Source organism: Methanolobus bombayensis, from assembly GCF_017873415.1.
Lineage (GTDB): Archaea > Halobacteriota > Methanosarcinia > Methanosarcinales > Methanosarcinaceae > Methanolobus > Methanolobus bombayensis.
Window position 1 is genome coordinate 122811 of sequence record NZ_JAGGKD010000004.1, and the last position, 15657, is coordinate 138467.

The 15657-nt window shown below is 38.1% G+C and carries 14 protein-coding genes; 6 read left to right on the forward strand and 8 right to left on the reverse strand.

The genetic code is table 11. The features are described 5' to 3' along the window. Positions 1-25 precede the first annotated feature (25 nt). From J2746_RS06240 to J2746_RS06260, 5 genes are read right to left on the reverse strand one after another with little or no spacing between them, the layout of a single operon-like run. Positions 26-1294, reverse strand: a complete 1269-nt coding sequence (locus J2746_RS06240) for a hypothetical protein (protein ID WP_209617873.1) — start codon at positions 1292-1294, stop codon at positions 26-28. Positions 1295-1334: 40 nt separating this feature from the next. After that, positions 1335-3089 (reverse strand): zinc ribbon domain-containing protein, encoded by a 1755-nt coding sequence (locus J2746_RS06245; protein ID WP_209617876.1) that lies wholly within the window; start codon positions 3087-3089, stop codon positions 1335-1337. 5 nt (positions 3090-3094) lie between these two features. Then, on the reverse strand, positions 3095-4255 hold the full coding sequence (locus J2746_RS06250; RefSeq protein WP_209617879.1) for an AAA family ATPase: 1161 nt from the start codon (positions 4253-4255) through the stop codon (positions 3095-3097). Between the two features lie 47 nt (positions 4256-4302). Beyond that, positions 4303-4872 (reverse strand): hypothetical protein, encoded by a 570-nt coding sequence (locus tag J2746_RS06255; RefSeq protein WP_209617884.1) that lies wholly within the window; start codon positions 4870-4872, stop codon positions 4303-4305. Next, positions 4873-5028 carry a hypothetical protein gene (locus tag J2746_RS06260; protein WP_209617887.1) on the reverse strand — a complete coding sequence of 52 codons (156 nt, stop codon included), beginning with the start codon at positions 5026-5028 and terminating at the stop codon, positions 4873-4875. It abuts the gene before it with no gap. A 109-nt stretch (positions 5029-5137) separates the two neighbouring features. Between J2746_RS06260 and J2746_RS06265 the strand changes: the two genes are divergently transcribed. Together J2746_RS06265 and J2746_RS06270 are read left to right on the forward strand one after the other, a co-directional pair. After that, entirely contained in the window at positions 5138-6430 is a 1293-nt protein-coding gene (locus J2746_RS06265) for an SPFH domain-containing protein (RefSeq protein ID WP_209617889.1), read from the forward strand. A gap of 94 nt (positions 6431-6524) precedes the next feature. Continuing rightward, positions 6525-8096: a zinc ribbon domain-containing protein gene (locus J2746_RS06270; RefSeq protein WP_209617892.1), complete on the forward strand. Its 1572-nt coding sequence runs from the start codon at positions 6525-6527 to the stop codon at positions 8094-8096. A gap of 15 nt (positions 8097-8111) precedes the next feature. Here the strand turns inward: J2746_RS06270 and J2746_RS06275 are convergent, their stop codons facing one another. After that, positions 8112-9383, reverse strand: a complete 1272-nt coding sequence (locus tag J2746_RS06275; RefSeq protein ID WP_209617894.1) for a hypothetical protein — start codon at positions 9381-9383, stop codon at positions 8112-8114. A 236-nt stretch (positions 9384-9619) separates the two neighbouring features. Here J2746_RS06275 and J2746_RS06280 point away from each other — a divergent pair, with 236 nt between their 5' ends. The 4 genes from J2746_RS06280 to J2746_RS06295 all read left to right on the forward strand — a co-directional run bounded on the left by J2746_RS06280 (position 9620) and on the right by J2746_RS06295 (position 13063). Next, entirely contained in the window at positions 9620-10060 is a 441-nt protein-coding gene (locus J2746_RS06280) for a HEPN domain-containing protein (RefSeq protein ID WP_209617897.1), read from the forward strand. A gap of 197 nt (positions 10061-10257) precedes the next feature. Continuing rightward, the gene (modA, locus tag J2746_RS06285; protein WP_209617899.1) at positions 10258-11115 is read left to right on the forward strand and encodes a molybdate ABC transporter substrate-binding protein; all 858 of its coding nucleotides are present in this window, start codon (positions 10258-10260) and stop codon (positions 11113-11115) included. Positions 11116-11195: 80 nt separating this feature from the next. Next, positions 11196-11984 carry an ABC transporter permease gene (locus J2746_RS06290; RefSeq protein ID WP_245250019.1) on the forward strand — a complete coding sequence of 263 codons (789 nt, stop codon included), beginning with the start codon at positions 11196-11198 and terminating at the stop codon, positions 11982-11984. Between the two features lie 35 nt (positions 11985-12019). Then, entirely contained in the window at positions 12020-13063 is a 1044-nt protein-coding gene (locus J2746_RS06295; protein ID WP_209617900.1) for an ATP-binding cassette domain-containing protein, read from the forward strand. A gap of 62 nt (positions 13064-13125) precedes the next feature. Here J2746_RS06295 and J2746_RS06300 read toward each other — a convergent pair whose 3' ends face one another. Together J2746_RS06300 and J2746_RS06305 are read right to left on the reverse strand one after the other, a co-directional pair. After that, complete coding sequence (locus J2746_RS06300; RefSeq protein WP_209617901.1) at positions 13126-13533, reverse strand: pyridoxamine 5'-phosphate oxidase family protein; 408 nt, start codon at positions 13531-13533, stop codon at positions 13126-13128. A 241-nt stretch (positions 13534-13774) separates the two neighbouring features. Next, positions 13775-15595: a DUF4365 domain-containing protein gene (locus tag J2746_RS06305; RefSeq protein ID WP_209617902.1), complete on the reverse strand. Its 1821-nt coding sequence runs from the start codon at positions 15593-15595 to the stop codon at positions 13775-13777. Positions 15596-15657 lie beyond the last annotated feature (62 nt).

Below are 15657 nucleotides of genomic sequence, written 5' to 3' on the forward strand. Positions count from 1 at the left end.
GTTACTCACTCTCTGATATCTTTTTTTATTTATTTTTTAATCCTGTATACCGGGATTTTCCAAAACCTACGTCTATTATCTTGTTTTCAGCTACCATTGATGCAAGGAATTTCTTTGCACCATCTGAGTTAAGTCCCGTGATTTGAACAACATCAGATTCGTTGAAAGGTTCATCCTGCAGGACAAGTTCTTCTATTTGTTCTTCAAGGTAAACATAATCCTTCTGGTTATGCCAGATCTTCAATATGTCTGCATTTTTCAAACCCGTATTGTATGTTATTTCCTCTGTTTCCAGTTCACAAAGATAAATAACCAGACGTGGATGGACATAGTTTTTTGCCCATTCTTTTATATCGCTGTTCCATTTTATATTTAAAATGCAAAGACTCTTATATTGCCCTGCAGGAGCTGAATTTGCTTTATTCTGGACAAATTGCATAATGGCTCTCAGATCAACAAATGGTTTCCAGAATGTCTCAAATGTTATCACAGGAAGCACCATTTTTCGTATTATTGTTCCTGAAATGAATTTATCGGAAATCTCTACTTTCCATTTCTTGTCACCAATGTATTCTCCGTCAAATGAGATTTCAGGTTTTTGAGTTGAGTATTTATTTTCCAGGATATTCATATAATTATAAATTTTTCCAAGTGTCTCAGTATCAATGTCTTTTTTCGTATTATCCTGATTTTGTTCTTCAACAGACTTTTTATGTTCAGGCGCTCTTACCATTGCAGGTGCTGATCTATTTATATCTCCTGTCCTGCCATAAGTTAGACTGATGGTTCCATTTTCTGTTTTCTTTGATTCTTTTTTCACCGGTATCTTTTTTTCACCTGACATTACGCGCTCTGCACTACTTACTTCCATTTGTTTTAGTTTAAATTCCTTCATGATGTCCAGGTCAACTGTGATACGGTTATTGAAACCTTTTTTGAAACTGTCAAGAATGTTTTCAAGCATGAATACGTCTATAGAATCTGAAGATATAAGGGATGAAAAAGTCTCTCTTAATGTTGTTGATTCTTCCAGCAACTTATTCTCATGTTGGTAAAACTCATTCAATGTTCCCTTCTTACCGGAAAAAGCATCTAGATTTTTGCTTTTCATGTCGGAAAGTAACTGGGATATATCTGTTTTAATATTACGAAGCTGAAAGTTAAGTTCGGTCTCTTTTTTAAGATAGGTTTTATGGATTAGTTTATCAACAGAATTGTAAATATCATCCAGGTCTTTGATTATTGTTTGCCGGTTAGCTCTTTCAATTTCTTCCGGGTCTTTTAATATTTCCATCTTAAATCATTCCCGCATTTTATCATTTAATTTCCAATGATCACATTATCTTTGTGCCACATTCACTACAGAAATTAGCTCCTGAAACTATCTTTGCACCGCATGAAGGGCAGAAGTTTACTCTGGACTCATTTCTCTGTATTATATTATCCTCAATAAGTACGTCTTCACTGCAATTTCCATTAGGGTCACATGAGTTGAGAAGATTACTTCTTTGGATGATAGAGTCTCTGATGTTGACATTTACTATCTGCTTCAGCTCAGCCTGTTCATTCTCTGTGGATTTTTTGCTATTTATCTCTGTGAAGATATCCCTACCAAATTCTGAAAGCATTCCAACCAGAGAGCCACCTGTCTGTGTTGCTCCGAAAATCTCAATGCTTTCAGTATCTTCAGAAATCGTGATCTTAAGAACAATATCATAACCGTTTACCTTTGTTTTTCCATAATACCACGTTTCATAGTTTTTTCCATCCTTTGTTTTTAAAGTCCTTATGTGTCTGATATCATGTTTCTGTATCATCTCTCTACATATTTTCATAAGGTTTGCAGCATCCATTTCAGAATTAATTCTGTAAACTTTGCTGTCTCTGAAAGGAAGTGATTCGACAAGTTCCCTGAGCATTCCTGTGTTTATATTTGTGGAAGAAGTTGTTTCCAGTATAGGACAGGTAACTTCAATCTTCTTAGGTCTCATTTCGGTGCTCAAAAGTTTTCCCTGTGCATCCTTGTAGAATATCCTGCATTTTATTTCCGAGGACTTTGAGCATAGCAGGGGATCAAAATAGACTGCCACAGATCTCGAGTTTTGACCCTGTATATTTCCAAGCATGAGTCTGTTGTTCTTGATGGAATATGATGGTTCGAATCTGTCTATCCTGAAGAGATGTTCGTCAAAATCGAATTCCAGTGTCACATCATTTATAACCAGAGATGAGGGGTTGTTCAACGACATTTTCAGGCGTACAAAGCCCTGGTAGAATTCTGTTTCCCTTTCAATTTGGAGAGGGCTTGTAACGTTTTGAGTATTTATGACAGGAGTTTGCTGACCAGTGACAGTTTCATATGTTCCAATGTCAAGGGGTTCTTTTTCATAGTAATTGTCATTTATAAGGTATGCAACGTACAGTTTCCCAATATCGATGTGGTCTGGCATCCTCGGATAAACAAAAATAGCGGTATATCCAGATGAACCAGGGGGGACTACATCTATGGTCACATCAGGTTCGTCACAACGGACAAGACGGTTGCATTTGGCTATAATGGAAATATCTCTTACTTCCAGATCAGATGGATTTACAATAGTTATTTTTACAGGATTTTCTGTCTCAGTTCTAAGTGGTTGTTGCACCTCAATGAGCACCTGCACTGAATCACTTGCTTCCTGTTCGATCTGGAGTCTTTGCTGTATTTCCCTTTCTTTATCAGCATTCTTTTTCAGCAATATCTTTCTGACCTTTGATCCTGAACGCAAGGCCACAATTGTACAAACGAGAATTGAAATGAGGGGTGCAGGTTTAACTGAAGAAAAAATAATAGCTCCGACTATTGCTATGACCAATCCCAGAAAAAAGGCATTAGAAATGATGGAATCTGCTCCATAATAGTTTTCTTTTTCTATTTTCTTGTTCAAGGATCCCTGAACAATATAAGCTGTAACAAAAGCAAGTATCAAACCTATTATGGCACCGCCTATAGCATTTGGGAATCCTCTTGTGAGGCCCAAAAGGAAACCGATGTAGACTCCAATGAGCAGGTTGTTCCTGGGGTCAAAATATGAAAGTTTCAATGACATCGGTATCACTTATTCAGTATCTCTGCAAATACTTCTTCTTCACCACTTTTCTGAATGGCGGATCTGGCTTCGATATACCAGCTTACTATGGACGGCTTACGTTTCTCCAGAACAGTCTCAAAATCCCTGAGTTCTATCTTGCGGGTTTCACCACCTTTTAGTGCCTCTCCAAGAGGTATGTCGGCTGCCTCTTTGCATATGGCTGCAAGATCAGCCCCGGAATATGATCTCGTTAATTCTGCAAGATGTTTGATATCAATATCTTCATCAATCGGACGTTTCTTTAGGTGGATTTTAAGTATTGCTTCCCTTGCATCGAGATCAGGCTCTGGAACAAATACAAGTTTGCTGAAACGTCCAGGACGTCTTAATGCTGGGTCAATTGCCCAGGGTTCATTGGTAGCTGCCAGAACAAGAAGGTTATCCGATGCAGTATCTACACCATCCATTTGTGCCAGCAGTTCGTTGACGACTCTTTTCGCATAGTCCTCGCTTTCACTTCTCCGTGAGGCAATGGAATCTATTTCATCAAAGAATATTATGGACCTTTCTTCGTTCCTTGCTATATCAAATACCTGTTTGACATTTTTTTCAGAAGCACCCACCCATTTGCTAACAATGCTGCTGGTCTTAACACTGATGAAATCCGCACCGCACTCTTTTGCCGCAGCCTTTGCCATCATTGTCTTTCCACAGCCAGGCGGGCCGTAAAGCAAAATCCCTTCTCCGGCTTTCTGACCATACATCTGATAGAGTTCTTTGTGGGTAAATGGATAAATTATAGCTTTGCGAATCTCTTCTTTAACGTCTTCAAGGCCACCTATTTCTGAAAAACCAATATCAGGTACCTCTTTCAGAAAAACATCATTCTTTGAAAGTGACGAATCATCACTATTTGTCCTACTTTTTTTACCATCAAACTGGCCACCTGAAGACATAACTGTTGAGCCTTTGAGTGATTGTGCTTTGGAAAAAAGATGCTCTGCAAGATCACGTTGTGTATTGCGGTCTATCTCATCGCCAGCCATGCCAGAAGCATCATTATAGAGTTTAGCAGCTTTCAGGTAAAGCTCCCTGGCTCTTTCCTTCTCGCCCCTGTCCTCTAGATCCTTTGCAGCTTTAGCATAGCCACGTGCCTGAGCGGCAAAAGTAACAGCTGAGTTCAAATAGGCACCCCTTATCAACCCTGGAGATTATCAAATGGGAGGTACCGTTATTCGGTATCTGCCATCTCTGATTCTATCTTCTTGGAGAGTTCGTCCTTTGCAGGTTCCTCGCTTGACAGTTCGGCAAGGAGTTCTGATCTTAATGAATCCTGCATTTCGTTAAGTTCTGTGCCACCGCCCATTGCCGCATCCATGGAAGCGGTCATCATGTTTGTTGCGGTGTTCACTTTCTCCATGGAGGTTCTTATGTTAGTTACAGCTCCCTCCAGTTTAGAAGTATCAAAGCCAAGTTGTTTCTGCCACTTGCCCAGATCCTGGCCGATTTCCACAACTTCTTTAAGTCCTGTTTGCATTTCGATAACATCTGTCATGGACTGTGCCATTTCAACCATGTTGCTGATGGTGTTGACCTGGCCTTCAACCAATGAATATCTTCTTGAGGCAACCCTGAATTCCCTGTCGTTCCCCTTGGCAAGAGCTTCTTTTGCCTGCTCTCTTGATTGGTTCTGTTTTTTGATCAGTTCTTTTTCACGTGTAGACAGTCTCTGTTCTGAAATAGTCAGTTTTGTTTTAAGCTCTTCAGGTGATACCTTCTTGAATGGATTAGTCAATCCCACTTATAATTCCTCCTCCATTTTCTTTTGCTTTGCATATCTGACACAAAGCTTAACAGCTTCAGATCTGTTAATTGCTATTCCCATTTCTACCAGTGTGTCCAGATATACTTTGCTGTCTTCTGATATTCTTGCACTTATAGGGTAAGAATTTGCCATAGTTATTACCTTAGCATATTAGTATGCCTATGTATACAATGGAAAACGATATATATAATATTTACTCATATAATCAATATAAGTATTATTTAAAAAAAGGTGGCAATAAATGGTATTTAAGTGGAAAAGAGAAGCAGACGATATTGCCAGGGTAGTTCCTAAAAAAGAGGTTGGAGGATTTTTCAGTAAAGCTGTTATACTCTCTCCAAACGAAAAAGCTGCCATGGTCAGGAACGGGGAAGTTGACAAAATAGTTGACAGCGGTAAACTGAAGGTCGGAGGACTATTAAAACCCGGAACCATTGGGAAAGATGTTGATGTTGCCTTGATGGATACATCCCCAAAGGATCTGGAATGGGAACAACCGGAGCTGTGGACCCGTGACAACCAGAAAGTTTCCTGCAAAGGTCTTCTGAGATTCAGAATACAGGATCCCAAACGTTTCTTCCAGATGTTATATGCCTATTCCACTCCTGATAAAAAAGGAATCAGGGCACTTTCCATCCAAGACATATACAGGCGTCTTGAAAGTGAGGTACTGACACTTGTTCTTGAACCGGAATTAAGGCAGGAGGACATAGAACAATTGTATGGGAACAGGAATCTCCGCCTGAACATTGAGAATGAACTTGAAATACGCCTTAAGTCAACTCTTTCTATGTGGGGACTGGAGATGCTGAAATATACCGTACAGTGGAACCTGGGATCCTATGGTGAGGTAATGCAGGCTACCAATGACTTCCAAACCAGGGAAGAACTTGCTGAACTTGACACTCTTTCAGTTGAAGGTGATCTTGAGCGCAGGGGAAGGGAGGAAGTTGCAGGGATGCGTGCAGAACAGGCAACTGTTGCAACAGAAAAAGATTTCCAGCGTGACCAGTATTTAAAGGATATCAAATCCGACCTGGATGCAGAAAGGCTACAGTCTGAAGCTGATATGAAGGAAGCAAGGGATGCTATACGTCTGAAAGAAGAACTGAAATTTTCAAAGGCCAGGGGTATGCGTGCTGAACTTGAGGTTGAGCAGGATATGAAGGATCGCGAGCATGGCCGTGATATGGAATATCTAAAACACATCACCGAGACAGGAGGTTCAGATGTTGCAAAGACCGTAAGTGAAGGCCGGGAATATGGCAGGATGTCACCTGAACAGCTCGAAGCACTTGCAAAGGTCAAGCACAGTGAAACTGCAGCAAAGGAAGATAAGGTCCGTTTCATGATGGAAGTAGAGGACAGGGAGCGTGAGGATTCTTACCGCAGGCAGGAGCTGGATGCCGGTATGATGGGGGCTGCACAGGGCAAGGTATCCTCTACTGTAAGAAAATGTCCGGGATGCGGGTCAACAGTACCTTCTGAAGCAAGCTTTTGTAGCCAGTGTGGTAAACGATTAACAGATGCCTGATGGTTTCTGTTAAATTTGCTTTTTATATTCTAAGCGAAGATTAATATCATTTGGAATAAAAACGTAAAAGGGATTAGTTGCAAGGTAGGTTGGAATGTTGGTACAAAAATCTCTCAGAATTCCGTTAATTCTTTTTTTCCTCTTTAGTATTATTAGTTTTAGTATCGGAGTGGTTTCCGCATCAGATGATGAATTGATATTTGCTGAGGATGAGATTATTGAGGTTCAGGATGGATATTACCTGAATATAGTTGATATTGACACATATGATCATACTGTGGGGATAGCAGTTTCATATTATGATACTCTGGTTCAGGACCAGTACTATGCAGAAGGTGATTATTTTAGTTACCGTGATGACTATCTTACTCTGCAATTCAGGATTGATGATGTTTATTATGATTCTTTCTACGGTTATGATTATGTGGTCATTTCGGACATTTACATTTATCCTGACTATACTGTTGACTACGATTCAACTGATGTCATAACCAGAGATTCCGATGACTATACTGATTACACTGAAGATTATAGATATGATTATTCGGATTATGATTATTCCACAACATCTGATGAAGATGCATTTTATGAAATGTTTGGCACTCTGATAGTTATATTTGTAATTGTTCTGGTACTAAGAAAACTATCAAAAAAGAAAAATAAAAAGAAATCTTTCTCTGAAGATGAAGCAAATAAAAGTTTTAATCTTGCTGAATTTTCAAAGGAAAAAAGATCAGATTCTTCGACGATAAATTCTGAAACTACAAACCCTGCAGCAGCTGATCTTGCTAAATCTTCTAAAAACAAACCGGTTGTTATTAAGTCGGCTATTCAGTACAAAGGAGCTAACATACTTTACAAGATAAAGGTGGAAAACACATCAGATGAACCCATGGGTGACATAACCATCAGTCTTTTTGTTCCTGATGTCTTTCGCATAAAAGATAGCCAGAAGAATATTTCAATGTTACAGCCTGGTGAAGGTAAAGCGGTGACATTTTCCATAAGACCTACAGGTGAATGCGGGGATTGTATATTCGCAGGTAACATCAGGTATTATGATTACAATCGTAAAAAACACGTTCAAATGGATCTGAGTAACAAGATGGTAAATATCGTTTGTCCTGTACTTAAGGTAAAAGAGATCGATGAAAATGCGTGGAGAATGAGTGTAAGTTCAATGATGATTGCGGAAGAAGATACAAAGGATCTGGAAATCCCTGCCGAGAATCTCTTTGATATTTCCACCCGTATCCTGAAAGATATGAACATGTATATGATAACACCGGAGATCACATCTACGCAGCAACTTTTCACAGGTGTGGCAAGATTCTATGCAGAAGGTGTTGCCGGCATGAAGTATGCAGCCTATATTGAAGTTGTAGGTAAGCGTAAATCCAGACTTATCGTTAAAGCCTGGGCTGAAAAAGAGGAAGGACTTACCGGCTTTTATCATAAGATCCTTGAAGAGATCGAAAAGAGAACTGATATAAAGCTCTTTGTTGATGATTCTGTAACCCAGTACAACATAAGCAATACTACGATACAGGATAGTGTTATTCAGCGTTCGAATATTGGTAATGGAAAAAGAAAGTGTCCTCAGTGCGGCCGTGAAACCGGGAACAATGAAAAGTTCTGTGTAAACTGCGGTCAGAAACTTGAATGAACAGAGACTTGTTTGTCATACTACCTTATGAATTCCCAGATCAAATGGCTCCTGCTGGCAGATTATATCGTTTACTTCAAAGGAAAAATTCAAGTTCCCGAAATCTATTTTCCCGTGATTGACGGGCTTTACAACAAGAGACGTAAAACCTGAAGAATGAGCCTGTATTTCCTTGATGCAGACATTTGGTTCATGGCATTCTATAAAAGATGAAAAACAGCTATTAAAGCATACATTTTTGATTACTTCGTCGGATCTGTTGTCTACATATATACCTATGGTATTTCCAACCTCGATATGCAATGAGTCCGGTACCTTGATCCTGACATTGACCTCAGGTATCCGGACATAATATTTTCCGAAAGGAATCGGCCCAATTTTACAATTGTTTCCTGCAATGCTGAAAAAGACCTCAAAACTTCCTAGGGATATGTCCCCTCCTTTAGTTGGAGTTATGCGATATTCCGTATTGAAAGCTGAGTCCGGAGCTACATTTTTTGTTTCGGAAAAAGCAGTATCATAGTTCAGGTCATTTATAAATGAGCATTTGGCATGCAAATCTCCTAATTCGATTTTTGACTTGTTTGTCATTTTGATTGAAAGCCGGTTTTCATGTGCGAATCTGAACTGTCCCCTGACATCAACATTAAGCTGAAGATAACTATGCCTGACTTTTATATTCTCAAAAAAGAAAGGTGGTTTCTGGTGTTTATGCTTATCAACCTCAAGATACAGGTCATAATAACCCATTGAGACATCACCTGTTATCAGAGGTACAAATGAGATATTTGCACAAACAGATGAACCGGGTTCAAGTGAGCCAAGACTGAGCACAGGCTTGCTGCAAAGTACTGTTGTAGGAAAAACAGCTCGTATCCAGATGTTTTCGATTCGTTTGGCAGTAGGGTTGTTTATTCTCAGGTAAAGCGGGTTTTTAAATCCGAGCTCAACTGAATCTGCAAACTTGTATTCAACATTTACGGAATCCACAACATACAGTTCTCTTATTCTTCTTCTTTCGATACCTATTTTCTTTTCATAGATCCAGAATATGTATAATGGCAGGTATAGAAGAACAACATACAGTGGAGCACTGGCAAGATAAACCGGATCTGGCCTGCTTGTAACTGAAAGTATGCGGGTCACTATGAAAAACGTAGTAAGCACGACCCAGAGGAATACGTAGAACTGAAAAAATATTCCAGTTCTTCCACCTGCTTCATTTTGAAGTGTATATGTGATGGATCTTGCAATGTCATTAAGAGGCCCTAATTTCAGTTGAACCACCTTTGCATTAATACTAAATATCTTATGAATTGTGATTATAAATATATTAGTAGGTACATCTTATATATTTGCAATATATTTTTTATCACTTTTTGAATTTAAATAGATAATGAGTTAAAACCTAGTCGTAAATAATAAATACTATGATACGGAATTAGATTTCCTAATCAGCGCAAATATAATGTTGATAAAGATTTGCAACTAGAATTAGAAATGTCCTGAACAGGAGGCTATTGATGAGACTTCAACTTATGGAGAAGAGATCGAGATTTGATGATTTTGAAAAGGAATACAGTGACTCCAAAGCATACCTTCGCAGGGCAAAATTATTCCTTAAACAGGGACAGGACCATAGTGTGGTCTTCAATGTGGCTTCACTGGCCCTGGAGCGTTATCTTGTGGCTCTGTGCTATCTTTATGATATGGAACCCTACAATCACAACTATACATGTTTGATGGATACTGTTGAAATGTTCATGCAAGTACCGGAAGAGCTCAATAAGGAAATAAGGTCACTTGATGAGATATTCGATATCTGCTCCCTTGATGATTATTTCCATGGCGATCCTGAGGTTTCTGATATGGAACGTATACTTTCAATGTGTGAAGAAGTAGAAGGACTTTTTGATCAAGGGAAAATCAGGTCTTTCAAGAAATCTTTGCTGGAAGATAATTGATTCCGGAATTCTAAATTCTGGTTAATAGGCTTTGACTTGAAAGAAATGTTTGCTAGTAAGTTATTTATAAGAGGTGCTCTAAGAAAAGGTCGTTATGTTTGATTGTACATAACACTCCAACATTGCTACTTTGAATGATGTTATACTCAAAAGAGTATAACATACATTCTGGTACTTACTTTAATGGAGAGGATTGGATGGTTAACAAAAAAAATGCTATAGTATTCTCGTTATTGATTTCCTGTGTTCTGTTCCTGGGTTGCATCGATTCAACAAGTGATTCCATAAGTGCGCAGGATACAATGGTTTCCGATTCAGGCGGTTTAGATGAACAACCAAGCGAAGAACCACTTCTGGTATACTGCGGTGCCGGAATGCGAAAGCCAATGGACGAAATTGGAGTTCTTTTCGAAGAGGAATATGGCGTTCCTGTACAGTACAACTATGCCGGTTCCAATACACTCCTGACCCAGATGGAACTCACAGGTGAAGGTGACGTCTACATGCCAGGTGCTACCTACTACTTTGAAGTAGCAGCCGAAAAGGGATTTGTCGATAATATCAGCAAGGTTGCATATCACGTTCCAGTAATTATTACTCCTGTGGATAACCCGGAGAATATCGATAGTCTTGATGACCTTGCAAACGATGATGTAAGTATTGTTCTGGGAGATCCACAAGCAGCGGCTATTGGTGTACTTTGTGAAAAGATGCTCACCAAGAAAAGCATATACAATCAAACCGAAGAGAACGTTGTTGCAAAAGGCGCAACAGTCAATGAGCTAGTTACTTACATCACACTCGGTCAGGCAGATGCTTCGATAGTATGGGAAGATCTTGCAAGGGAAAACGAAGATGTGAATATTGTGGAGATTGCAGAATACGATAATATCATAAAGATAGTTCCGATAGCAACTCTCACAACATCTGAAAATTCGGAAATGGCCGCTGAATTTGTAGACTTTGTGGTTTCAGATGAAGGTCGCACTGTCTTTGAGGAATATGGATTCACACTTTATCCTGATGAGAAGTATGCCTATTTAGAAGCGAACTGACTCTGATGGAATAATGAAAAAATCACAAATTTCAAAAAAACAAAAACATTAAAATCACTAAAAACAAAGCAGGTGAGTCAATGCAAAGAAACGGATTCAAGTACGCAAATCTTTTTCTGATGTTCCTGCTTACTCTTTTTATTTTCAGTCTGATATTTCAGATTATCACTCACACAGATCCGGTAAGTCTTAGCACAAACATAATTTCTCCGGAGATACAATTTGCAATTCGTCTCAGCTTGCTGACATCTGTAATTTCAACCTTTATGTGTATTTTAGTCGCTGTTCCGGTTTCATATTCACTTGCAAGATATGATTTTCATGGAAAGGCAATTATCAACACAGTTCTTGATCTTCCAATGGCATTACCACCAATAGTTGCAGGACTTGGATTGCTACTTATATTCGGTACGACCAGTGTTGGAAGTTTTCTGGCAGATGCAGGTCTTAAGTTCGTATTCACAGTTCCCGGGATAATCATGGCGCAGTTTGCAGTGAATATCTCCCTGATGCTCAGGATCATGCGTTCAACCTTTGAAAGCATAAACCCAAGGTACGAGCATGTGGCACAGACACTTGGTTGCACACCTTTCCATGCCTTTATCAGGACAACTCTTCCTCTTTCAAAGAATGGGATGATTGCCGGCTCGGTTATAACCTGGTCAAGAGGGATGGGAGAGTTCGGTGCAGTGTTGATGCTTGCAGGAGCTACAAGAATGAAGACAGAAACATTGCCAATTGCTCTTTACCTGAATATGTCTTCAGGTGAACTTGACCTTGCAATTGCGGCTGCCACCATATTGATACTTATTTCAGGGATCACACTCTATCTATTCGAACGCAAGGGAGGAGTGGCAAAACTCTATTAGGCAATGTATTCAATGGAGTTTGCTGAACAGTGAATATGATAGAAGTAAGTGATCTTTCAATTGAGCTCGGTGAGTTTGAGCTTGAAAGCATAAACCTGTGTGTAAAAGAAGGGGAGTATTTCTGCATACTTGGCCCCACAGGTTCCGGTAAGACGATACTTCTGGAATCGATTGCAGGTATATACAAGCCGGATCTGGGTTCTATAATGATCAACAATCATGATGTGACTGAGCTTCTTCCAAAAGACAGGAACATCAGTGTTGTCTATCAGGATTTCATGCTTTTTCCCAACATGAACATTCGGGATAATATAGGATTCGGGCTTAAGTATAAGGGTTTTGAGAAATTGGAAATTGCGGATAAGGTTGAAAGAACGGCAGAACTTCTGGGAATAGCTCATCTGCTTGACCGTCATTCATCAACATTGAGTGGCGGGGAAAAGCAAAGAACTGCAATTGCACGGGCAATAATCACAGAACCTGACCTTCTCTTACTGGATGAGCCGCTGTCTGCTCTTGATTCAGGAACAAAGAGTCGTCTGAGGCAGGAGCTCCTGAGAGTACACCAATTAAAGAAAACAACCACTATCCATGTAACTCATAGTTTTGAAGAGGCCTTCGCCCTTGCTGACAGAATAGCCATCATGCATGGCGGTAAAATTCATCAGATCGGTACGCCAGATGAAGTTTTCAGGAAGCCGAATTCAGCTTTTGTTGCTGATTTTGTAGGTGTTGAGAATCTTTTCCATGGAACATCAGTTATCAGGGATAATCTGTCAGAGATATGGGCTAACGGACTAACCATAATTTCAAGCACGCTGAAATCAGGGAATGTCAGTGTTTCTATCAGGCCGGAGGATATTCTGATATCAAAAGATCCGATTGATTCAAGTGCCCAGAATTCATTCAGCGGTGTTCTTACTGAAATTACCAGAATGAAGTCAACTGTTAATCTGGTTATTGATTCGGGAATACCTTTCAGGGTAGTGCTTACAAAAAGAGCCTATGATGATATGGGTCTTTATGTTGGTTCCTGGGTCTATCTGACCTTCAAGGCTTCAGCTACTCATATTATATGATAATAGAACACTGAAAATGGAAATATCAAAAAAGTCAGTGAAAAATAAAAAATGGAAGTTACTTAGAGTAACTTCTTTCCGGCGTCTTCTCCGCTCTTGCACTCGAAGACATCTGTAATTGTCATTTTCATGAGCAACTTTGCAGGGAAACGTTCACCTATTCCTTTTACGATCTTGCGCATTGCCTCATATTCTTCTCCGCTGTCAATGACTTCAATGTCACCTTTTATCTGGAAGCATCCTTTGATCTCCGGTCCCCACACATAGATAGCACCCTTTGGATTTTCCATGATGTTCTCTTTTGTCTTGAGGAAATAGTTGTCCACGATCCAGAGTGTTTCTGAATCTTCCTGAAGCATGCACATACCTATTGGAATTACATTTGGAACACCATCTTTTGATGCTGTTGCAAATGGGAAGATCTTCATCTTTGCAAATTCTTCTTTCATTGCATCTGTTAATTTTACCATTGCTAATACCTCTGCATTTCAAAATAAAAAGTATAGTAATTGTACTCTTTAATCAAGCTTAAGCTTTTTCATTAGTGATGTGGTGAAAGATGGAGGAATTGGTGTATTGGGTATTTTATTCTGAATTGAGGAATATGTAGTTCTGAAAAAGGGGACAGGAGTACGTTTAAGAAAAGGATTTAATAAGAGAAGGGAAGACGCTGAATCATGGATATAGGACTGTTAGGGTGTTGGTAGAAAATTATAGTGACAAGTCGGAATCAAAATCGATTTCATCCACTTTTTGAATTAATAAATCACAAATATAATTATACATTGGAAGAGGTTCGAATATATAGGGAACAAATCCATGCGAAAATGTTAAAATTTTATATTTTTGTCCATCAATGATTGTGTTATCTTTCATTTCCCGTGCTTCTTTTAAGGACTTAAATGGATTCTCATCTTGTTCTTGTAGAAATACGTCGACAAGTTGTTCATCAATATTTTCATTTTGAAGATAATAACTAGTAACAGTAGGTCTGCTAGTAGAACTTTTTTTTCTATCAATTACTACAATAAGTCGATCATAATTTTTAAATAAACGCATTGATTGAACTAACAATGGGAATAAATCTCCTAATATGGAGTTATAAATTTCAATAGACTGTTTATACAATAGTTCTACATTTGTATGAATATCTTCTGCTGAATACGCATTCCAGATGTCATTATCCTTTTCCTTTAATCGTGAAAAGTCAGCGGGAGCATAAATTCTTTGAATTGTTTTTCTTTCAAGACCTCTAATGTAATCCACTATTCCATATAATCTTCTCATTGAATAGGTTCGATTAGTTACAAAAAACGGAACATCAGAATACTGTTCCTCAGCAATTCTCGTTTTGACATTAGTTTCAATTTGCTGTAGAGCCTCGTTATTCAATTGACTAATTAACAAATCAATATCAATAACTGGGTTTGAACTCATATCTAAATCTATTTTCTTTGCAGATTCCTCGATAAAAAGAGGGAAATAACTTGACAAGCCAAAATTTATTTCATCAATTTCATACTCATCTTTTATTTCTAATCCTAAATATTTATGATATCTGTCCACGAAAGAGAAAAACAATTCTTCGGCTAAATACAAATGGTTTAAATCCAATGCTTTATTCCTAATTAGCTCTTTTGTTTTCTTTATTACCAATTCATCTGCATATTCTTTTGGTCTTGAACGAATTGGGTTTTCAATACAAAGCATTGACATAGTAGAACTTAAACCATTTTCATCTAATTTATTTGCAAAATCAGCAGAGAATTTTCTAATTTGCAAATCATTTTTATTAATGTTTATTGGATACAATAGATAAATAATAGAATGGTCCTCATAACCTTTGTAAGCAAGTCCTAATTTCCAGCAATTAGGATAATGTATTTTTTTAATGGTATTTAGATAGGTATCATATTGAAAATTCAGCCTATCCAAAAAAACATGTATATTCTTAAATTCTTCGTTCTCAGAATTTAATAACGGTTCTGAATTTGCAACAAGCAATTCATGAGTTCTTTGAAGATCATTATAATCACTTACTCTCTTCTGATAATCTTTTATTATTTCTATCCATTTTGTCAAATATTCATGATTTCCTTCTATAATTATATTTTCTTTAGGAATGTTTATATTTATGGATTTGGCTTCAATTGAAGGAGTCAATTGACGAAGAAAATCTAGATCAATCCATTTCCAATAAGCAAGATTGTTAGTTGTATCAACTACAATCAAAAAAACAGGCAGTATGCTATTTTCACAATATGAAAGAAATTTTAAATCACATTGATATTTAGGATTATCTAAGTTTCTTTCTGATAATTTTTTCATTTGAACTTCTATTTTGCCAAAAGGTACTTGATTGTCATTTGTTATTTCTAAGTAGCCATCATAATTTGGAACTTTGTCCATTTCATTAAGATAAACTTTTACATATTTAGTGGGTATAATGGCTCTAAAAATAGCATTTGCTTCCATTTCCGAAGTACTAGTTAGTGGGTAAGCAGCAGGATCACAATCAATTATTTTTCCCATTTGCTTAAACGTGAGCTTTTATTCAGTTTATAGTTTTCTATTTTTTATAGTTTGTTTTGGAA